Here is a 22,143-nt window from a genome sequence, read left to right as displayed (position 1 = left end):
CTAACGCAAAACGCGAAAAAAGCATTCCGGACCACTTGATCAGCAGTCAGAAATGCTTTCATTATAAAATGTCAAAACTCACCTCGAAGCCAACTCCAAAAACATAGAAGGGATCAGATCGGTTTCAGACATTCCGTATGCAGCACGCCTAACCACCTCCCCAGCATCCCGTGGGTCTGACAGTGATGTCAAAACAGGCAGGTCTCCTGACTCCAGGCGCATCTTTCAGGCCTTCCCGGTTCTTCACAGTTCCAGTGGCTGTTCTGAAAGCTCCAGCAGTATCCTGCTGATGCCTGTATACAGTGGCGGGCCCGTGTCGGAATCAACCGAACTTCCCTTTTAAGTGAACACGCTCAACAACCATCTACATGGTCTCAGCAAAACCCCGTACATAGAGTCGTCCGGCTCACACCTGTTTTCTTCCTTTATTTCTTTCCATTACGATCTTATTTTGTTGTCACAGGCTTGTCAATAAATGCTGCACAATAATTTAAATTTGAACGATGTGGCGAGAATGAAGGTGATGTCTATTCATTGCGTGCACGAAATGACGGGCATTCCGTCTCCCTCATGATGTCCCGAAAACTGTACCAGACTACTTAATGAATCTAAAAGAACGAAAATTTAGCAGCGAGATTGCAGATCAATTTGTACAAGCTATTAAAAAAGATACATTATTCCAAAGGCCTGAAAAAGCAGTTGGTTATTCCTTCTCCAAAAAATTGAGGAAGAAAAAAATTTGAAAAGCGACAAAACCAAAGAGTTGATCGGAAATTTAGTGAGCAAACCTTGTGGAATTTCTATTATAAGGATAACAGCATTGGGGGCAGCTACCAAACAAAAGAACTATATTGTTGATTCTTCTCAGACAGCCTTTGAGACAAATTTAACTATTAGAGAATTTACCCGTAAAACATTCCTTAGTGATTTAGAGAATGAGTTTGAAAAGCCTCCGGTGATTAGCCGGGGGCTTAATTTGTTAACTGACCATTTCCTGACAAGCCATGTCAGCGTGCCGTTTAGGTGCCTAGCAGTCAAGTTATTTTTTAGCTAGTAAGTGAGCGAAGCGAGGGATCTTGCAGGTCGTTCACAGCGTCGTACTGTAAACCAGGACGAAGCGACGGCTTGCTTTTACGCTCGAAAAGTTGTGGAGCTAAAGAGTTTTGTACGAACAACCAAACGGGGAGGCACTTGCTATTAAACCGTCAGTTAATAAAAGGACCGTTGCGATCAATACGGCTCTCTTCTATCTCATTTTAAATTTTATCCATTAAATAAAATTATTTACAAACATAAAATTTACAGGTAATATTTACTTATTCCTTCTTATGGATAAAAAAACAATTGTATACACGACTCCAGAGAGGAGACTTAGTAGAAATGAGGTTGATAATGTTCTGAAAATAAAAGTAGATGCGGACACTGTGTAAAGTTGCAATGAGCCGTTAAGCGAAGAAGTTGTCGTCGTTGGTCCTTGAATAAAGGAATAATATATTCCTACCAAAAAACCGTAAGACAAATACTTAAACAGATTTTTTTCAAATTTACTCATTTCTTAGCCCCCAATAATATTTTTCGAAGAGGAGAATTTTAATACTATGAAACCATTCAAAGTCATGACTAAAACAGCAATAATTGCAGCATTGACAGCAATATTATTACCATATGGAGCCATTGCTTCTGCAAATGATGCGCCGAATCCATTGTCATCGACGATACAATCAGAAGCCGGAAAATGGGAACCGACAGATGAAATAAAGGCCAAGGAAGGACAAGTCTACAAATATATCGATCCTAGTAGTGTTAACGATGATGTTTATTACTATTATGTCAATTACGACAATTTAAATCAAGAAAAAGGTAATAATGATAGAATTAGTACCCAATCCATTGGGGTGACTCCTATTGTTAAAACCCATGAAAATCTAGGTTATTGGGTTGATACAAACAATGCAATTCGTGTAAGTACATATACTGGGCCTGCTGCTGCAAAAATTACAGTGAAAACTAATATTAAAGTGAAAGCGGAAGGAGCAATAACAGGTGGTGTTAAAGCTATAGAAGGCACATTGGGTTTTGGTATAGAAGCTGATATTGGCCTAGATGATGAATATTCAATCAATGTTCCTAAAGGAGAAAGATGGGTTATTAGTGCTTTTCCACGATATGAAAAACATAGATTAGGAATGTATTGGCCAGCTCCATTCATAGGTGATCCTTTCATAGGTTATGTGAGAGTAGACAAGCCTGTGGGAATTGCTTTCAGAGTAGAAAAGCACTAATCATATCAAATAAATTGAAATAAAAAGAGAGGCCGTTGCAACCAACACGGCTTCTTTTTTTATAGCGGAAAGTAGCGGGACTCTCGCGAGTCTACTCAGTTACTTTGGACTGGAGCTGTGGCGTCCGAACGATCTATTGCGTTCAAAGGACTTTATATCATACCTAGACAGGGTTACACGAAAGAATGTCGAATAGAGCGGGCAAGTAAAAAAATGATGAAACAGGATTGTAATTCGTCGTGACGGACAATTAAATACTTGGTACTACAGGCTTTTTATTGACAAGCACGGAGGGTGATGAAACTAACAAGACAGCGAAATTTGAGGATTGGAAGACCGGACATATGCACTCACAAAACTCTGGGTTTTGGAATTTAATTTCGTATGGAATCTTACTGTATCAGCATAGGGAGGCATTCACTTTATCTATCTGCTAACGCATACGGTTCGAATAATCTTCCGTGATTTTTGCTAGGATAAAAAAACCAACACGTTTCCAAAGAATATTTTCTATCGTCCACGACTTTCACGTCCAATAGTCATAATTCTGGCCCCCTGCTTTAGCTTGTCCCAATCCAGGAAATAAAGCAGCCCCCTTGTTGACGATCCGCGACTGTTGCGCATCTGCTTACGCTGGCTGCGAACCAATGTAAGCAGCTTCGTTAGGTTATAGCTGTCCAACTCCAAACTCAATCAATTTGGGTGTGCTGCGTCTGGCTCCGGCCAGCCTGACGCCTGCCGTAATAGATACCAGTTTGCACAGCCTATCTTCTCTGCTCATCTTCCCTGGATAACTCCATGCCAAAAAGCCGGAAAAGAGGCATATGTCCTCTCTCCGGCTATCTTTATTTATTCTTAATCATCAAACCTTCTGTGGAACCTCCTGAACCGTCACGCTTTTGACCGAGTCCCCTTGTTTTCTCGTCAAAACGATGTTCAAGACAATCGCTGTAATCGAGCCTGAAACGATACCATTTTGCAACAGCATTTTGGCAAAGCTCGGCAGCTGGTCGAACATTTGTGGCAGAACGGCAGAGCCTAGGCCCACGGCAATACTGCATGCTGCGATCAGCAGATTGCTTTCCTTCCGCAGATCCACTTCTGACAGAATAGACATGCCTGATGCAGCGACCGAGCCGAACATGACGATCATCGCCCCGCCCAGCACAGCGTTAGGAATCACTGTCGTTAAAGCAGCCAGCTTAGGCAGCAAACCGAGAACAACCATGATACCGCCCGCAGCAAAAATAACGTTCCGCGATTTGACGCGTGTGAGTGAGATCAGACCCACATTTTGCGAGAAAGCTGTATAAGGAAACGCGTTAAAAATACCCCCAAGCATGATCGCAAGTCCCTCGGAACGCAGACCATTGACGATCTGCTTCTGCTCCACCTTCTGATCAATTGCTTTGCCTACTGCCAAATAAACGCCTGTAGACTCAACCATACTGACAATATTGACGATAATCATCGTACAAACTGCCATAATGCTAAACTCAGGCTTACCAAAATAAAACGGCTGTGCAACACTCACCCATGAAGCCTCCGCCACGGGAGCAAAATGCACCATTCCCATTCCATAAGCAACCACTGTGCCCGCGAACAACCCAATAAGCACGGAAATCGAGCGCAAAAAGCCTTTTGCCAACCGATTCACAAGCAGAATAACCAGTAGTGTGACTAAGGCCAACAGTAAATTACGTGGCTGTCCAAAGTCCGAACTGCCCTGACCCCCTGCTACATTGTTCATCGCCACCGGAATAAGGGATAGACCGATAATCGTAACGACCGAACCTGTAACCACCGTCGGGAAAAAGCGTAGCAGCTTGCCATACAACGGTGCTGCTAACACCACAAATATACCAGACAAAATAATGGCACCATACGCTGTCGCTAAATTTGAGGTCGAAGCAATCGCGATGATGGGCCCTACTGCCGTAAACGTACAGCCTAAAATGACAGGCAGTCTACTACCGAAAAAGCGTGTGCCCATAATCTGTAATAACGTAGCAATCCCGCAAGTGAACAGATCGGCAGCCACCAAATAAGCCATCTGGGCTGGCGTCAGGTGCAATGCTCCCCCTACAATTAGAGGTACAGCAATTGCTCCAGCGTACATCGCCATGACATGCTGGAAGCCCAGCGCGAATAACTTTTGTTTACTTAACATCCCACATTCTCCTTAACGGGAGGAATCACCACGCCAGCTTCCTCTATAAAATGAACCTCGCCTGGTGCCATGGAAGCGATACGCGCAAGAGAGCGCACAGCAATGCCTCTCTGCTCCAACAGTCCACGACCTTCCTGGAAGCTCTTCTCAATCACACAGCCAACCCCGGCCAGCTCCGCTCCTGCTTCCTTCACAATATCCGTAAGTCCAACCAATGCTGCGCCAGTAGCCAAAAAATCATCTACGATTAGCACATGGTCGCTGGCATCGAGATATTTTTGGGAAATACTCACCTGATAGGTTTCCTGCCGAGTGAATGAATGAACCTCGGCGAAGTATACCTGCTCATTCAGCGTGATTGCTTTCTTTTTCTTCGCATAAATGAACGGGACCCCCAAGGCAATAGCAGTAGCCATAGCAAATTGAATACCACTAGCTTCAATTGTAAGCACCTTGGTGATCGGAGCACTGCCGAAAAGGCGTGCAAACTCCTTACCAATCTCCAATGCTAATGCTGTATCTACCTGATGATTCAAAAATGAATCTACCTTTAATACGGTGTCAGATAAAATTTGTCCCTCTTGACGAATACGTTCCTCCAAAGCTTTCATTATGCGAGTATCGCTCCTTCTGTACTTTAAAATAGTATAAAACCTGCCAAAACCAAAAAAAGGACAGGCTCCCTTGAGTTGTTTCTCAAGTGAAGCCTGTCCTTGGGGGTTGTAATCCCTGACGGATTGGCGCACAAATAAATGCCCGCATTCATCCAAAGCCGATGCGCTATCACTCATAGTCGGACGATTACAGTGGTCATCCGGTAGAAACTTCTGGGCCATATCCCCAATATTATACGAGTCATATGAAATTGATATCTTGTATACTACACCCTCTGGCGGGCGGTTTCAAGACTATTTTTCATACAGACAGCGGCATTTGGAGAACCTTCCACAATTGGAATATCGTAAATCAAGCCGACCTTTGTTCAAGGTATATATATTGTAAGGACTTTGCATAATCCTGATTGTAGAAAACAGATAAAAAACAAAAATACATGCAAAACAACATTTAATTTTAATTATAATTTTAGAAAACAAAAATAAAACCACAAATTATACTTCCGTTTATGTTGACTACAAAGAAAAACGGAAGTAGTATGGAGTTAGTTAAGAAAGCAAAAGGCAGACTTTCAGGCTGCCAGTATTTTATCCATGCAAGGAGATTGGGTATGAATAATTATCTTGCTGTTGATATTGGAGCTTCAAGCGGAAGGCTCGTAAGTGCAACTCTGCAAGGTGACCAGCTACACTTGCAAGAGCTTCACCGTTTCAACAACTCCTTTACCGAAAAAAACGGACACGATTACTGGAATATCGACGAACTATTGAATGAGATTATTCAGGGCTTGCAAAAAGCTAAACAGACGGGGATTCACTCCTGTACGCTCGGCATTGATACATGGGCTGTAGATTACGTGCTGCTTGATCAGAAAGGAAACCGCATTCATGAGGTATACGCTTACCGGGATGCACGTACCCTCCATGCGCCCGACAGGCTGCACCAGATCATCAGTCGAGAGGCTGTGTATGAGAAAACAGGCATTCAGGAACTAAACTTTAATACCCTGTATCAACTGTTTGTCCATGATCGGGAACAGCTTGCCCAGGCGGATAAAATATTGATGGTCCCCGATTATCTGTACTATCGCCTGACAGGCATCATGATCAATGAAATGACGAATGCGTCCACGATGCAGCTTCTCAACGTGAACACACGAGAGTTTGATGAAGACCTGCTGTCCCTGCTCCAACTGCGACGCAATCAGTTTTCAGAGCTTGCCGAGCCTGGACGGGTTCTGGGTTCTCTTTTGCCGGAGCTTGTTCAAAAATACGATCTTCCGGACTGTCAGATCATTCTTGCGCCTACTCACGATACTGCATCGGCTGTTGCAGGTGTTCCGTCACAGCGGGAAGAATCTTGGGCCTATATTAGCAGCGGAACGTGGTCACTACTGGGAATGGAACGTTCCAAAGCCTTGAATACCAAGGCAGCCATGCAGGCGAACTACACGAATGAGTGGGGTGCTTACGGTACGTACCGTTTTCTGAAAAATATTATGGGATTGTGGATGATTCAGGAGGTTAGGAGGGAGGGCGGTTCCGCACATAGCTTTGCTGAATTGGCCGAACTGGCTTCAGCAGAGACACCGTTTGTCAGTCTCGTCCTCTGTAACCAGTCATCCTTCTTAAACCCGGATAGTATGACCCTTGAAATCCAGCGATTCTGTGAAGAAACAGGCCAGCCCAGCCCCAGAACGCCGGGTTCGCTCGCCCGCTGTATTTTCGACAGTCTGGCCTTAAGCTACCGCGATGCCTTACACGAACTGCAACGTTTAACAGACGAAACGATTACCAGATTGTACATTGTCGGCGGAGGCGCTAACAACGAATTACTATGTCAGCTTACAGCCGATCTCTTGGGAATTGAGGTTCAGGCAGGTCCTTCCGAATCTACAGCCATCGGCAATATTGTCGTGCAATTAATCAGCTCTGGTGTTCTTGAGGATCTCAAAGCTGCTGGCCGTACCATCGCCCGCTCCTTTCCGACTCGGCTATATGAACCGAAATCGGTGGAAGGCTTGCAAGAACTCCTGGATCGCTGGGAGCGCCTCAAGATACAAGCAACATCCTCTATTCAGATATCTCAATAAAGGAGTAAAGCCATGAATGAAGCTATTGAAGCCAGTTATAACGAAGCGAAAAAGCTGTATGCCCGCCACGGTATTCAAGTTGACGACATTTTACGGAAGCTTTCACAAATCAAAATATCACTGCACTGCTGGCAGGGAGATGATGTTCAGGGATTTCTGTTCAAAGACAAACAGCTTAGCGGGGGGATTGCCGTAACGGGCAGCTACCCGGGCAGAGCAGGCACGCCGCATGAGTTGCGTCAGGATTTAGAAAAAGCTCTATCGCTTATTCCGGGTAAACACAAGGTCAATCTGCACGCAATCTATGCGGACACCACAGAACAAGTGGATCTGGATCAACTGGAGCCACGCCATTTTCAGAACTGGGTAGACTGGGCCAAACAGCAAGGGCTCGGGCTTGATTTTAATCCAACTTTGTTCTCCCATCCCAAAGCGGAAGACGGCTTCACACTGAGTCACAAGGATTCGGAAATCCGCGATTTCTGGATCACACACTGCAAAAAATCACGCAGGATTGCAGAGCATTTTGGCAAAGAACTCGGTCAGCCCTGTGTCACAAACCACTGGATGCCGGATGGCTATAAAGATACTCCGGTTGATCGGTTGGCTCCAAGAGAACGTCTGCGTGATGCGCTGGACGAAATTTTTAGCGAGGAAATCAGCGAGGAATACAACATCGATGCGGTTGAAAGCAAGCTGTTTGGCATCGGCTCGGAAAGCTATGTCGTAGGCTCACATGAATTCTATATGGGATACGCTCTGACACGCGGTAAATCCATCTGTCTCGACGCTGGTCACTTCCATCCAACCGAAGTCATTTCGAACAAACTGTCCTCTGTGCTGATGTTCACCGATCAATTATTGCTCCATGTCAGCAGACCGGTTCGTTGGGACAGTGATCATGTCGTGACGATGGACGACGAATTGCTGGACATTGCCCGTGAGCTGGTTCGCGGTGAATTGCTTTCCCGAACCCATATCGGTCTTGATTTCTTTGATGGAAGTATCAATCATGTAGCAGCATGGGTCATCGGAACACGCAACACGATCAAAGCGCTACTTCGCGCTATGCTCGAACCGATTGAAGCATTAAAGCAGGCGGAAGAGGAACAGGATTTCACCACTCGTCTTGCTCTGGTCGAAGAGTTTAAATCGTATCCGTTTGGTGCCATATGGGATTACTATTGCGCTCAAAACGGCGTTCCTGTTCGTGAGGAATGGTTGGCCGAAGTAAAAAACTATGAACAACAGGTACTGCTGAAACGGTAACTACTGCACTGATAATGCTTATATTCATATCATACAAAGGGAGAGATTATCCATGACTACTGTGCTGGAGAATCAAAAAGAACGCAAATCGGGACTGGATATCCCATTTGTTCGCGAGATGGCGGAAATTACACAAAACATGTGGAAATTCGGCTGGGATGAACGCAATGGAGGTAATGTAAGCTATATTCTGGATGAAGCTGAGGTTGCAAAATATATAGATATTCATCAGGTCATTCGGACGATTAAACCTGCTTTTCCGGTGAATGAACTGGCTGGTAAATATTTTATCGTCACCGGATCAGGAAAATATTTCAAAAACGTAATTGCCGATCCGGAAGCCAATTTAGGAGTTCTTCGTGTCTCGCAGGATGGCGAGCAATTGGAAGTCTTGTGGGGCCTCAAACACGGGGCGGTGCCTACCAGTGAGTTACCATCCCATTTTATGGGCCACATTGAGCGCTTGAAGGTCGATCCTAACCATCGTGTTGTGATTCATAATCATGCCACCCATGTTATTGCCATGACCTTCATTCATAGTCTGGACGAAAACCAATTCACCAAAACGCTGTGGGAAATGTGTACCGAATGTATTGTCGTCTTTCCAGACGGTATCGGTGTAATCCCTTGGATGGTACCGGGCTCCAGCGAAATCGGCCGCGAAACGGCTAAAAAAATGAAGGATCATCACGCTGTATTATGGCCTCATCATGGCATTTTCGGAACGGGCAGCTCCATTGATGAAGCGTTTGGCCTGATTGAAACGATTGAAAAGGCAGCGCAAATTTATATGCTCATTGCACACCATGATATTCAGCAACGGATTACAGATCAGGAATTGGCCGATCTGGCCAAAGCCTTCAACGTTACTCCAAAAGAAGGCATCCTGAACGTATAAATGTAGGCTAATCTTCATCTCATAATACAGAACTTAAAAGGCTCCATGGCTCGTCTCAAATCGGCCATGGAGCCTTTGGCATACCTAGCTTTAATTATATAACCCTAAATTCCAATGAATTAACTTGTAATTATGCTTTCCTTTATATACAATAAAATCAAAATTCCCTTATCTCCACCAAAGGAGAGGTGACAAGTTATGAAAAGAGCAAAAAATGAAGATCACTTCGACATCGTGGAAGACCATTATTTCACAGCTACCGAACTGGAAAAATCCAGCGCCATTTGGCCAGTCAGACTGGGTATGGATATTTCGAAAACAAGCTGCCATGTCGGTCCCAAGGCTGTTCCTTATTTTTATTTGATTTTTGTACTTGAAGGTCAGGCTGAGTTTATTTATAAGCAGCAGAATTACCGTGTCCAAAAGTCTGATTTATTCTGTTTTTTTCCGCATCTTGCCCATGAATATTACACCGATCAGGAGCACCCGTTGCAAAAGGTATGGATTGCCTTTGAGGGACCCAAGTCCCTCGCATTGCTGGAGCGGATCGGAATTAATCCCTCTACGCCATTTATGGCTAACGCAGTGAGCGAGGAAATCCTCGGACTTATCTCCAACCTGTTTTCCATCGTACACGACAACAGCAGACAAGGCAGCGATCTGGCCCGCTTGATTACACTGCACCAGATCTTCGAGGAATTGTCCCGCAACACATCTGACGTGCTGCGCAACTTTGTATGCTCTGATTATTGGCTCCAGCAGGGGAAAGATTACATTGAAATGCATTATTGTGACCGTGTTACGATTGAGCAAATTGCCGAGCATGTAGGTGTGGATCGTGCGCATTTTTCACGTAAGTTCCATTCCACCTTCCTCATCTCTCCCGCCAAGTATTTGCAAAACCTCAAGATTAACGAAGCCAAAAGATTACTGGAGCAGACAACTTACAATTTGTCGATCATAGCCCAGTCCATCGGCTATACCGATATGTCCACCTTTTCCAAGGCATTTAAGAAAACGGCAGGGATTCCACCGCGTGAGTATCGCTTCCGACATCAGTCCCGGCAAGAGATTCGTACCGTCAACGCTTAGTCGGAATCCAGTAACGTTAAAGAGAGCCGCCGTATACGGTGGCTCTCTTTTTATGACCTGATCCTAACTTACACTTGGTTCTGAACCCTTTCAACGCTATAATAGGCTTCAAACCAACAGGAAAGGTACGTGAAATCCATGCTGCGATTCAATGCGATACGTACGGGCTATCTGCTGGGCATCTCACTGATACTGGCCGCAATTATTTATTTTTTCGCCTCCAATTGGGGCGGACTGGATCGGACATCCAAGATTGTACTTGCTGCTGCTCTTATTGTTCTGTTCTATGGCTTGTCTTTTGTATTTGCACGGATACGTGCTGTTCCCGGCCAACAAGCTTTTCTGTCTAATATGTTTTTGGTGGCTGGCTGTATAGCCTTTGGCGTTTCCGTGGCATTGCTCGGTCAAATTTACAATTCCCATGCGGACAGCTACGGATTGTTTTTCATTTGGTCGGTGCCGGCTCTGCTACTTAGCTGGATTACTCGCTACAATCCCTTTTATATGCTGTCTTATGTACTGATTCAACTTGGTTTGTGGCTTTATTTTTACCCTACGATGCAAAGTGTGCCTTATAGCGAACTTCGATCATTGTCGATTGCCGGAGTGTTCGCACTGGTCAATCTGGTGTTGTTTCTATTGGCGTTCCTTCATCGTATACGCTCTGCTCCACTACAATATATGAGCTTTACTGTTTTTCATATAGCCATGTTAGCGATGACCAACTCTTTTGCATTTGATGGGTATGGGCTGGTCATGAATATACCGTATATCGCTGTGATTGCTTTAGGATTTTATATATTTATCAAGGTGCGACTGAATAAAACGCTACTGACCTTGAATGCATTGGCGCTCTCAGCGTTTGCTGTCTTTAAATTTATAGAGCTGGCAGAGGCGTACTCCTCATCTCTGTTTTTTGTGTTTGGTTTGATTTTTGTGGCGCTGCTGCTGACGGGTAACGTGTGGTTTTTCCGTTATTTGAATCGTTTGGGAAAAACACCGCCGGAAGCAGGGATAACGGACATTAGTACATCAAAGACTGAGACGACCGTTCCCGAGGAACATGGCAGTGAATGGATCAGCAAAACCGTATCCCGTGTAATCAAAGTGGTTGGAGTGCTGATCGGTAGTATATCTCTCATCGGATTGATTATGATTAGCACGAATGTAAACCACACCGAATATGTACTGTTGGTTGTGTCGTTGCTGCTTATGATTTTGATGATTGTCATACCGGAATCCAAGCTGGATTCGGTAATACGTTATACACTGCTGACCATCAGCTATATAACAGGCTTGGCGGCCATTCTATGGTCAGATCAGTCGCTGCTTTCGGTATTATTTCTGATCGTTTCCATCGCTGGATGGTTTCGCTCCAAGGGGAAAAGGCAGTTGTTTTTTGCCTACACCTTTGTAAACCTGAATCTGGCGACCATTTTATTTCAGCAGTATCAGGAGTGGGATGGTTGGAACTGGACCTATAAGTTCATCATCTTCTCTCTTTTCATCGTCAATGCCGTGTTATATGGGGTAAGTTACTTTAAATTCAAGACGGAGTTAAAAGAACATCTGCGGAATAGTTCATTATTTTTCAGCTTGTTGTTCCTTTTGTGGGCGACGTTTTTCGAGGATGTCATTCCACACTCTTATATGTTCATTAACATTTTTTATTTTGTTATCGTTACCGGGATGATCTTTGCCTTTGCCCGTCTGAAACAAAAATCGGAGACCCTCATGAGCGTTGTCTTCTGGTTTATTTTTATCGGCTTCAAATACTATGATTTATTGTGGACGCTACTGTATAAGTCTTTTACGTTGGCGCTTCTAGGAGTCATTGCACTCGGCTTGACCTGGTGGGCGGATCGGCGAATGGCCCATAGCGGCAAAGCAGCATTTGATGCCGACCACCGCAGCTTTAGCTTCATGCGCTTAAGCCCGTTACTCATCGCTATTGTCATCGTGCTACAGCTGGGGATCATCGGCTATCAGACGGCGAGAAGTGAAACCCTGCTCGCCACAGGGGCTTCCATTAAGCTCAAACTGGCTCCTATAGACCCGCGCTCCCTGCTGCAAGGCGATTATGTGGCACTGAATTACGACATATCTACCCCGCCTTCCAAGACCCCTCTTCAGGAGGAGGAATGGAGCCGAGGCAAGGTCAAAGTCGTTCTCACACCAGATAGCCAAGGAGTATACGTCGCGGATCGCCTATATCAAGATGGTGAAAAACTTGCCAGTCATGAGGTCGTTCTAAATGGACAATGGTATGGTTCTCGTATTCTGTACGGTATTGAGAATTATTTCATCCCTGAGGGAACCGGACGTACTGTAGAACAGAACGCACATTTTGCCCATATTCGGGTGAGCCGCAATGGGGACGCGCTGCTGGAACGTTTGGCAGAAAGCTGACCGGATCGGCGCAGGTAGTTAACAAAGCAGGCTGAACCAAGCTGCTCCATTGCTGGAGCACAACTTGGTTCAGCCTGCTTGTTCTTTTTCGGGCCATCGAGTTACCTCTTATAGATAACCTTTATCCCTACGCTACGCTTATCCTCGTTTATACATCTCTCGTCCATGATGCTATTTCCTCAATATCCAGCGGCTGAGTCCGGCAACAGCCGCCAATCAGACGAGCTCCCGCTTCATACCATTGGCGGGCACTTTGTCCGAATGTCTCTGTACAAGTGCTGCCGTGCCATGTCTTGCTGACCGGGTCATATTCCTCCCCCAGATTGGGATATACCACCACAGGCTTATCCGTGTGACTGCGTATTTCGTGAATAAGCGATGGAACGAAATTCGGCAAAGTGCAATTGATTCCTACAGCGGCCACTTGCTCATGCCCATTCAGCCACTCAGCACATGCAGCGGCAGACTCACCATTGCTGATATGCTGCCCATCCTTTGCGCTAAAGCTGATCCAGGCATACGTGCCTGGGAATTCCTTCAGCAATCGGGCGATGGCCTTGGCTTCAACCAGACAGGGTATCGTTTCACAAGCTAAAATATCTGCACCCGCCTCAATCAGAGCTTTCATACGCGGCCTGTGGAACTCCACTAGCTGTTCCTCGCTCAGCTTGTAATCGCCGCGATACTCTGACCCATCTGCCAAAAACGCCCCGTAAGGGCCAACAGAGGCCGCGACTAGCGGCTTGGGACGATGCCGCTGACTAGCAGTAGCCGTCACGTCAGCCCAAAACTCATCGCGTGCCTGCACAGCAATCCGCACCGATGATTGAATCAGTTCCAGCGCCTCATTTTCGCTTAGGCCCCGTTTAACATAGCCTTCAACGGTAGCCTGATAGCTCGCAGTAATCGCACAGTCTGCCCCAGCCTCAAAATAATCTCTATGTACACGCTTGATCGACTCCGGATGCTCATGGAGGATTTTAGCTGACCATAAGCTATCGTTCAGATCATGTCCATGACGCTCCAGTTCAGTCGCCATGGCGCCGTCCAGCACGATCAGCTGAAATTCGTCCAGTATATATTGTATCGGGTTCATGTGACCCCTCCTGCTCGTCTTTTCTATTTAACCCACTAATCAAGTAGGGTTTAATGATTTACATTATAGCACGGATGTTGATGAGCACTCACAAAGCCAATAAATAATCATTCCGTGAAGACGTGCCCTCTCGTTTCATTTACCATCTGATGTAACGTATAAATTTTTTAAATTAGTTTCATAAGTTAAATTAATTAGATATTGTTCTTTTTTTCACAAAGTCATTTTACTATAAAAGTGCAAACCAACACTTTGGCCAAAAGATCAGGGAATTGCATCGTCACATTCTGCATCGTCATTTATGTGAAAAAAGGTACAAGAGAGGGTTTTATCTATGTCTTTACTAGAAATGATTACAGCGACCTTAACAGATAACAAAATTCTCAGTTCTATCGCTTCCACCGTTTTTATTATCCTTCTTGGTTTCTTTTGCCGGAAGAAGGGGATTTTTAACGCAGCAGTAGGAAAGATGTTATCCAAGGTTGTTCTAACCGTGGCTCTACCAGCACTAGCCTTTAATTCTTTCATGCAGGATATTAATCCTACAATGTTAAAACAAGGAATGAATGTTTTAATATGGGGAATTCTAATTTATATTATTCTCATCTTTATTTCTAAACCGTTCTTCCTGAGCTACAACAAGGATAAACAGGATGTTTTGCGGGTGTTAACCATTTTCGGTTCTACTACTTTCTTCGGAATTCCAATTGTCGGAGCCATTTACGGTCCTACCGGAGTGATGTACAGTTCCATTTTTAACATAGGGTACCGCATTTTCTTATACTCCTATGGCTATATCAAAATGAGCGGCTTGAAAATGGAGCTTAAAAATCTCAAAACCATGTTTTTGAATCCCATCGTTATCGCCACGTTTCTAGGCTTGTTTGTTTGGTTGTTTCAAGGTTATTTGCCACAGATGAGTGTAGCTACAGAGGGTGGGGCCATTCAGCAGTTCGCCTTTCTAAGAATTGATCAAACCGCTGTCTGGCTGTTCAAGCCCATGACCTACCTAGCTGGACTAGCTTCTCCATTAGCCTGGTTATCGATTGGCTCGACATTGGGGGAGATCAGCTTCAAGTCGGCAGCTACTGATAAGACCTCTTGGTATTACAGCATAGTTAAGGTTTGGCTTGTTCCTATTGTTAACATCGTCTTGCTGGCTTTGTTGACTGTATCCCATATTCTGTCAGTCGATTCTGTCGCTTTAGCTACTATTGTCATCATGATGGCTACTCCTACAGCTACCGTAGCCGCAGCCTATGCCATCAGTTTTGATAAGGAAGCCATATTAACTTCTAATGCATCGCTTCTATCTACTATCACTTCTGTCGTCATGATTCCAGTGTGGATCATTACGCTCAATGTCATTGATAAAATTGGAATTTTCTAAATCAGGGGGAAAACAACATGTTAAAAATCATTTGCTATGGTGTCCGTTCTTATGAGAAACCCTATTTCCAGGATCTCAATAAATATAACTTCCAACTAACGCTAGTAGAAGAGTTGTTAACCACCAGCAATGCAGAATTGGCACAGCATCACGATGCCGTTTTGCTAAGAGGAAACTGTGCTGCCAATCGGGAAAATATCACAAAATTCAATGAATACGGCATTCAATATGTTTTCACCAGAACAGTCGGAATCAACCACATTGATTTGGATGCCTGCAGCGAATTCGGAATGAAGGTGGCACGCGTGCCATCCTACTCTCCGAATGCCATCGCCGAGCTCTCCCTAACTTTAGCAATGATGCTGTTCCGACACACCGCTTATATGACTACCAAAAGCTCGTTCAAAAATTTTATTGTGGATGAGCATACATTCAGCAAAGAGATCCATAACTGTAAAGTTGGGATTATCGGGGTTGGTCGCATTGGTCTGACGGAGGCCAAATTGTTTAAAGGATTGGGAGCCTCTGTTATTGGTTATGATGTGTACCAATCAGATGCGGCCAAGGAAGTCATTCCATTCACGACCTTGGATGAATTACTGGCAGAGAGTGATGTCGTTAGTGTGCACGTTCCTTATCTGCCGGGACAGAACGACAAAATGATTAACGCCAGCTTTTTGGCAAAAATGAAAAAGGGATCTATTCTCATCAATACCTCACGTGGAGAATTACAAGATAACCAAGCCATTTTGGACGCTTTGCTCAGTAACCATCTGGAAGGCTTCGCTACGGATGTCTTCCCTAAAGAAGATGAATTATTCTTTAGAGCATTTGAACCATGGCAAATGCTCCCAGACCCAACGATCCAGAAGCTTGTGGAGCTGTATCCAAGAGTTTTGGTAACACCTCATGCTGGCTCGAATACCGTTACGGCGTTATCCAACATGATTGAAACTAGCTACGACAACTTCCATGATATCGTTACAACTCATTCTTCGGATAACCTAGTCCCACTTCCTGTTCTCTCTATGAAATAATTAGGAAGCTCGGTACTCTTGTTGAACAAAAAAGAACCGCTATTTCCAGATTACATCGGAAATGGCGGTTCTTTTATATCAGGATTCAACTGATAGAGCATTAGCGGCCTGCCAACCTTGTGGTATTCTATCGATTCAACTAGAAAGCCATCGTCCACCAGGAACTGAATATATTTTTTTACCGTGATACGGGACAAGTCCACTTCTCTGGCTAATGTTTCAACCGAGAATGGTCCGTCCAGCTCTTGAATATTCTTCAGTATCGTGGTCATGGTTAGTTTGGACAAATTTTTAGATAGGTTTTTCGGTAGATTATGCGATGGATGTTCAACAGGTTTTTTCTTTTCCACACCCGCATGCTCTTCTTTATTAAAATAATGGTCAATAACAGCTTGATTAATTCCGTTCCCTTCCTCCATCACCGTGGCCAGACGCTGGATTTTCTCAACAGCCAGTCTAAAGCGTTCGAATGTAAAGGGCTTAATTAAATAGTCTGCAACACCATAAAAAACAGCTTCCTTCACCGTCTGAATATCTTTTGCAGCCGTAATTAAAATAACTGAAGCATGATACTGATGCTCCTGCATATGTGATAATAAAGTTAATCCGCTTTTTCCAGGTAAATAAACGTCCAGTAATACCAGATCCGGTGACCATTTTTGAAGGCAGTCCTGTGCTTTCTTGACGGTATCTGCCTTACATACAACATCCAAATTGTCCATGCGCTCGATAAACTGTTGATTGAGCTCAGCAACCATCGGATCATCCTCAACAATTAGAACTTTCATTCATTTGTCACCTCCAATGTACAGGGCAACTCTACATATATACTTGTTCCGAGACCCGGTTGGCTATCAAGCTCAATGATTCCTTGATGATTTTCCACCATGGTTTTAACCAGATTCAAGCCGTAGCCTCTGTCTTCTCCTTTGGTTGAAAAGCCATGCTCGAATATCCTTTTTTGCATCTCAAAATCAATCCCCAACCCATTATCTTTCACTTTCAAAATGAATACATTTCCCTCACACTCATAATTCAATTTCAGCTCAATTTTGCCGGGTTCTTTTTTTTGTAAGATGGAATCTATGGCGTTGTCAAAAAAATTACCCAGGATGTGTATGACATCATGAACGATATCCTGCATCTCCACATTAGAGACATCCGAGCTTTCTGCAAGAAGAACCGAAATATTCTGTTCGCGTGCTTCATTGATTTTACCCATAATAAAACCTGCTAATGCCGGAACTTTAATTCTCTCAGTCAAAAAGCCTACCTCATCTTGATACCGGTGATTTAGCTGCTGAATATATTGACTGACCTCCGCATATTTCCTCATTTCAATCAGGCCGGATATTACGTGCATTTTGTTCATAAATTCATGGGTCTGTCCGCGAAGGGAGTTAATATAATATTTTGTACCACTTAACTGGTTGCTGAGATGGATCATCTCGGATTGGTCGCGCAGCGTTGCAACTGCCCCAAAAAACTCATTTTCAATATATATAGGGGTTACTGTCGCAATGACTTCTATACCATTCACATAAAATGAGCGATCCTTGATTTTCTTTTTATCATCAAACACTCTCTTGAAGAGCACGTTATAAAAGTTGGTATCTAGCTGCTCGCCAATCGGGGCTTTCATCTCTTGGTTTGCCAGTTGATACTTGGCCTGAGCTTCTTTGTTCATGAGCATAATTTTCTTGTCAGCCGAAATGGCTATAATTCCTTCAGCGACCTCATTTTCAATAATTTCTTTTTCGCGCAATCGTGTCGCTATCTCTTGCGGCTCAAGCCCAAATAAAATCGTTTTGATTTTCTGAGCCAGAATGATCGCGCCCAGAACTCCACTAAAGAGCCCCAGCATCAGCCCCCCAAAAATGGTATACTGCGCCTGCATCAAATCATGATTTAGGGTTCTCATGGTCAGCCCTACACATACAATGCCAATGACCTCATGCTGTTGATTAAATATCGGCGTAAAATATCGGTAACCTTTGCCCAAAATACCTATATTCTCAGAAAAATGTCCCTGACCGGATAGCGCTCTTCTGGCATCATTCAAATCAGAGAACGGTTTGCCAACCATCGCGGCATTCGGATGAGATAGCCGAATTAAATCGTGGTTCAAAATGACAACAAAATCCACATTAACGTTATGCATGACTCCAAGCGAGTAGTCTTGGATCTGCTTCACAGGAACTCCCTGCTCAACATTACGAATAACATCGTTGTCACTGGCAACCATCTTGGCAATACCCGAAAGTTTTTCCTTCGTATTATCAAAATGCTTGTTAATCACGAAATTACGAATGAGAAGCAAGGATATAATTAAAGAAATAATGATAACTAAAACAACCAAAATAATAATCATGAATTGTAGCGAAACCTTGAATTGTCGTCTCGGTTTCGACTTACTTTTTAATCGCAACCCCATCACCTAGCTTCTTTGTTAAGCTCCCCATTAGGAAGAAGAGCTTATCTCTGACCCTATATTCCCTTGATATTCGACATCGTTTGACAATTTCCTTCTTATTCTGCAAGCTCTGCGCGCTTCAGAAACAAGGTGCGAACGACCAGGCGTCCGAGGAAGCCATTCATCGGCTGGAAAATCAAATTTCGTTCATCTTGAACAAGTGCGATATTAACCACTAGTTGATGCTTGGCTATTTCAGTAAAATAAATAAAACCGACTTGTCTTTTAAAGACAAGCCGGTTCTATATGAATTAGTGTATGCAAAAAGGTTCCAAATTCACAAAATTCCCCGTATCTCATCCAATGACTGCACCTTTTCCCGCTGCATCCATTGTTCAAGGCCATGTACCAGCTCAGCCCCTGCATGTAAATGAACAAAATTGTACGTCCCCACCTGAATGGCAGCGGCCCCTGCCATGGTGAATTCAATAATATCCTCCACCGAGCTAATCCCGCCCATCCCGATCACCGGAATCGACACCGCCTGTGCCACCTGGTGAACCATGCGCAAGGCAATCGGTTTAATTGCCGGGCCGGAAAGACCAGCATACGTGTTGGCGAAGACACTGCGACGCCGGCGTATATCTATTTTCATTGCAGAAAATGTATTGATCAGCGAAACTCCGTCTGCGCCTTCTTCCTCGCACATAACGGCCATCTGCGTGATGTTCTCTGCGTTTGGAGACAGCTTGACGACCAACGGAAGCGCCGTCACATTGCGCACCTGACGCACAACCTCCCGTGCTACCTCCGTCTGGATACCAAATTGCATTCCACCCTGCTTCACATTGGGACATGAAATGTTCAATTCCAGCATATCAACGCCTCTGCGGTTCATCGTACGACGCTTTTGCGCGTTTTCCGTAATCATCGCTACGGCCTGAACGTATTCCTCCAGATTGGAGCCCCCCACATTGGCAATAACAGCCGTGTTCCAGCGTGTCATGTCATCCAGCTCATCCTTCAAAAAGGCGGCAACACCCGGATTCTCCAGCCCCACACTATTGAGCATGCCCGATGCTGTCTCATGTATTCGTGATCCCGTATTACCAGCCTTCGGATGCAGGGTCAGTCCCTTGCCGACGATACCACCCAATAATTCAGGAGAATAAAATTCCGCATACTCACGTCCGAATCCAAACGTACCGGAAGCCATGATGATCGGGTTCTTGAATGGTACACCCGCAATATTACACACCATGGAGATCATCAAACTCCACCTCCTCCACCGGGAATACAGGCCCTTCTTTACATACCCTTCGATTGCCTCCACGGGTACGCATCGTACAGCCCAAACATGCGCCAATACCACAGGCCATGTGTCTTTCAGTTGAAATATATAAACGGGATGACGTATCCACCGTTTTCATGGCGAGTGCTTGCAACATCGGAGTTGGCCCGCAGGAGAACATATTTGCATAAAGCGTCGGATCAACCTGTTCGACGATGCTTCCCCCTACCTTGACCTGCACAGATGCCGCCACAGCTTCGAACGCTTCAACCCCGAAGGCTTGCTGTGCAAACCCCAAATAAACGTGCGCATGCGGGTAATACTTTGCAGCCAACAGCAACGGAGCTGTACCCATGCCACCGCCGATCAAAGCCAAACTACCCTCTACCTGCGGAAAACCGTTTCCGAAAGGTCCTTCTAAATGAATCTCCTGACCAGGCTGTAATTGGGAAAACAAATTTGTCCCCTCTCCAACAACCCGGTACAAAAAGGAAATACTCTCTTCCCCGATATCATAAATGCTGATGGGTCTGGGCAGCAGTGGGTAACCTGTCCCGCTGCGCAGCATGTAAAACTGCCCCATGTTCCCTTTAAACTTTCCCTCTATTTTCATCACATAAATGCCCGGAACGAGCGCCACATTCGAAATTACGTTAGCCATATAACCCCTCCACTAACCACTCACTATAACGTAAAAGCAGCAACTATTACGTGACTATTTTCACATTTTCGGGTAGCGTTTCGCCCTGCGGCTCGTGATATAAAAAAGCGTACTCCTGTTAGAGAGTACGCTTGTGTATTTAACTAATGGCTTCGCGCTCCGCATTGCGGCTACCCTTGGCATCCTTGCGGATTTGCTTGCTGCGTAGCTGCCCGCAGGCCGCGTCAATATCGACTCCATGCTCCAGCCGAACACTACAGCTAATGCCTTGTTTTTTCAGAACATCATAGAAGCCAGTAATCGACTCCGACTCACTCCGCTGGTATTGGCTATGCTCATCCACCGGATTGTACGGAATCAGGTTTACATTGGCCAGATTACGGCGATGGCCCACCAGCTCAGCCAGTTCGAGCGCGTGCTCCTTACCGTCATTAACATCCTTCAGCAAGATGTACTCCAGCGTAATCCGACGATTTGTTTTGTCCAAATAATAATCAATCGCCTGCATGAGTTTCTCAATCGGAATCGCCCGGTTGATCTTCATAATGCGAGTACGAATCTCATTATTCGGAGCGTGGAGGGAGATCGCCAAATTGACATGCAGGTCGGAATCTGCAAATTCAATGATTTTATCAGCCAGTCCACTTGTGGAAACGGTAATATGCCGTGGCCCAATCGCTAGCCCTTTGTGATCCTTAATGACCCGAATGAAATCGGACAGGTTCACGAAGTTATCAAACGGTTCGCCAATTCCCATCACAACAACATGACTGACCTGATCGCCCGGTCGTTCCTGATCCAGATACAGCTGGACCTTCATAATTTGCTCTACAATTTCACCGCTGGACAGGTCACGGCTCTTCTTCAACAATCCGCTCGCACAGAAGCTGCACCCAATGTTACATCCTACCTGCGTAGTCACACATACAGATAAGCCAAACTTATGCCGCATCAATACTGTCTCAATCAAATTACCATCCTGAAGCCGGAACAAGAACTTGACCGTCCCGTCTGCTGACTGTTGCTTCACGTGTTCTTCAAGTGTTTCAATGGAAAAATGCTCGGCCAACAGGCGAGTACAATCCTCATGAACCTCTGCCATCGCTGCAAAATCAGTAACCCGCTTCCGGTACAATGCGTCCCATACCTGCAATGCCCGGGATTTCTTATGTCCATGCTCGATGAGCCAAGCTGTCAATTGATCTAGCGTTAATCCATAAATGGATTCTTTTTTCATGTTCGATCCTCTTTTCAAAACATTCAAATTCGTCTTCCTCTATATGAAACTAAGCACGCACCATTCGTCTCAACCATCATTGCATCATAGCATGTTTAAGTAATCTGCGCTATTTAAACGCCTCTTCCATTGTCCCAAATTTTAATTATGAACACAAGGGGGCAGGCACATGGTTTCTCCAAAATTTTAGC

The 22,143-nt window shown here is 44.8% G+C and carries 18 protein-coding genes and 2 riboswitches; of the genes, 9 read left to right on the top strand and 9 right to left on the bottom strand.

Translation table 11 applies throughout. The features are described from left to right. Positions 1-178: 178 nt before the first annotated feature. Positions 179-383, bottom strand: a riboswitch (cobalamin riboswitch). Positions 384-739: 356 nt separating this feature from the next. Both BM358_RS13305 and BM358_RS13300 read left to right on the top strand, forming a co-directional pair. Next, positions 740-1,054 (top strand): hypothetical protein, encoded by a 315-nt coding sequence (locus tag BM358_RS13305; protein ID WP_028540881.1) that lies wholly within the window; start codon positions 740-742, stop codon positions 1,052-1,054. Between the two features lie 544 nt (positions 1,055-1,598). Next, entirely contained in the window at positions 1,599-2,282 is a 684-nt protein-coding gene (locus BM358_RS13300) for a hypothetical protein (protein WP_028540882.1), read from the top strand. A gap of 510 nt (positions 2,283-2,792) precedes the next feature. On the opposite strand, the gene BM358_RS26480 is transcribed toward BM358_RS13300, so the two are convergent. From BM358_RS26480 to BM358_RS13290, 3 genes are all read right to left on the bottom strand, one after another. Then, a complete protein-coding gene (locus BM358_RS26480; protein ID WP_155990445.1) occupies positions 2,793-2,963 on the bottom strand; it encodes a hypothetical protein in 171 nt (56 codons plus the stop codon). A 181-nt stretch (positions 2,964-3,144) separates the two neighbouring features. After that, on the bottom strand, positions 3,145-4,452 hold the full coding sequence (locus BM358_RS13295) for a nucleobase:cation symporter-2 family protein (protein ID WP_028540883.1): 1,308 nt from the start codon (positions 4,450-4,452) through the stop codon (positions 3,145-3,147). Beyond that, positions 4,446-5,063, bottom strand: a complete 618-nt coding sequence (locus tag BM358_RS13290; RefSeq protein WP_023990989.1) for a xanthine phosphoribosyltransferase — start codon at positions 5,061-5,063, stop codon at positions 4,446-4,448. Before BM358_RS13290 ends, BM358_RS13295 begins: the two co-directional genes overlap by 7 nt. 159 nt (positions 5,064-5,222) lie before the next feature. Then, positions 5,223-5,326: riboswitch (purine riboswitch) on the bottom strand. Between the two features lie 351 nt (positions 5,327-5,677). On the opposite strand from BM358_RS13290, the gene rhaB reads away from it, so the two are divergent. The 5 genes from rhaB (at position 5,678) to BM358_RS13265 (ending at position 12,827) form a co-directional block, all read left to right on the top strand. Continuing rightward, positions 5,678-7,159: a rhamnulokinase gene (gene rhaB / locus BM358_RS13285; RefSeq protein WP_028540884.1), complete on the top strand. Its 1,482-nt coding sequence runs from the start codon at positions 5,678-5,680 to the stop codon at positions 7,157-7,159. 12 nt (positions 7,160-7,171) lie between these two features. Next, complete coding sequence (gene rhaA, locus BM358_RS13280; protein ID WP_023990991.1) at positions 7,172-8,428, top strand: L-rhamnose isomerase; 1,257 nt, start codon at positions 7,172-7,174, stop codon at positions 8,426-8,428. Positions 8,429-8,480: 52 nt separating this feature from the next. Next, complete coding sequence (rhaD, locus tag BM358_RS13275) at positions 8,481-9,326, top strand: rhamnulose-1-phosphate aldolase (protein ID WP_023990992.1); 846 nt, start codon at positions 8,481-8,483, stop codon at positions 9,324-9,326. 198 nt (positions 9,327-9,524) lie between these two features. Continuing rightward, positions 9,525-10,418, top strand: coding sequence for an AraC family transcriptional regulator (locus BM358_RS13270; RefSeq protein WP_028540885.1), 894 nt, complete (start codon positions 9,525-9,527; stop codon positions 10,416-10,418). A gap of 138 nt (positions 10,419-10,556) precedes the next feature. Continuing rightward, positions 10,557-12,827, top strand: coding sequence for a GDYXXLXY domain-containing protein (locus BM358_RS13265; RefSeq protein WP_028540886.1), 2,271 nt, complete (start codon positions 10,557-10,559; stop codon positions 12,825-12,827). 148 nt (positions 12,828-12,975) lie between these two features. On the opposite strand, the gene mmuM is transcribed toward BM358_RS13265, so the two are convergent. Next, on the bottom strand, positions 12,976-13,923 hold the full coding sequence (gene mmuM / locus BM358_RS13260) for a homocysteine S-methyltransferase (RefSeq protein WP_028540887.1): 948 nt from the start codon (positions 13,921-13,923) through the stop codon (positions 12,976-12,978). Between the two features lie 334 nt (positions 13,924-14,257). On the opposite strand from mmuM, the gene BM358_RS13255 reads away from it, so the two are divergent. After that, positions 14,258-15,313: an AEC family transporter gene (locus BM358_RS13255; protein ID WP_028540888.1), complete on the top strand. Its 1,056-nt coding sequence runs from the start codon at positions 14,258-14,260 to the stop codon at positions 15,311-15,313. A gap of 17 nt (positions 15,314-15,330) precedes the next feature. Further along, the gene (locus tag BM358_RS13250; protein ID WP_028540889.1) at positions 15,331-16,350 is read left to right on the top strand and encodes a 2-hydroxyacid dehydrogenase; all 1,020 of its coding nucleotides are present in this window, start codon (positions 15,331-15,333) and stop codon (positions 16,348-16,350) included. A gap of 50 nt (positions 16,351-16,400) precedes the next feature. On the opposite strand, the gene BM358_RS13245 is transcribed toward BM358_RS13250, so the two are convergent. The 5 genes from BM358_RS13245 to rlmN form a co-directional block, all read right to left on the bottom strand. Further along, positions 16,401-17,138 (bottom strand): response regulator, encoded by a 738-nt coding sequence (locus BM358_RS13245; protein WP_023990998.1) that lies wholly within the window; start codon positions 17,136-17,138, stop codon positions 16,401-16,403. Then, a complete protein-coding gene (locus BM358_RS13240; protein WP_028540890.1) occupies positions 17,135-18,721 on the bottom strand; it encodes an ATP-binding protein in 1,587 nt (528 codons plus the stop codon). Before BM358_RS13240 ends, BM358_RS13245 begins: the two co-directional genes overlap by 4 nt. A gap of 379 nt (positions 18,722-19,100) precedes the next feature. Then, a complete protein-coding gene (locus BM358_RS13230) occupies positions 19,101-20,033 on the bottom strand; it encodes a dihydroorotate dehydrogenase (RefSeq protein WP_023991001.1) in 933 nt (310 codons plus the stop codon). Further along, the gene (locus tag BM358_RS13225; RefSeq protein ID WP_023991002.1) at positions 20,014-20,715 is read right to left on the bottom strand and encodes a dihydroorotate dehydrogenase electron transfer subunit; all 702 of its coding nucleotides are present in this window, start codon (positions 20,713-20,715) and stop codon (positions 20,014-20,016) included. The genes BM358_RS13230 and BM358_RS13225 overlap by 20 nt, the downstream gene beginning before the upstream one ends. A 139-nt stretch (positions 20,716-20,854) precedes the next feature. Continuing rightward, positions 20,855-21,952 (bottom strand): dual-specificity RNA methyltransferase RlmN, encoded by a 1,098-nt coding sequence (rlmN, locus tag BM358_RS13220; RefSeq protein ID WP_023991003.1) that lies wholly within the window; start codon positions 21,950-21,952, stop codon positions 20,855-20,857. Between the last annotated feature and the right edge of the window lie 191 nt (positions 21,953-22,143).

Origin of the sequence: Paenibacillus sp. cl130 (assembly GCF_900116035.1) — a bacterium.
Classification (GTDB): Bacteria; Bacillota; Bacilli; order Paenibacillales; family Paenibacillaceae; genus Paenibacillus; species Paenibacillus polymyxa_B.
Note: the sequence above shows the minus strand (reverse complement) of the source record. Positions and strands in the feature narration are given on the sequence as shown.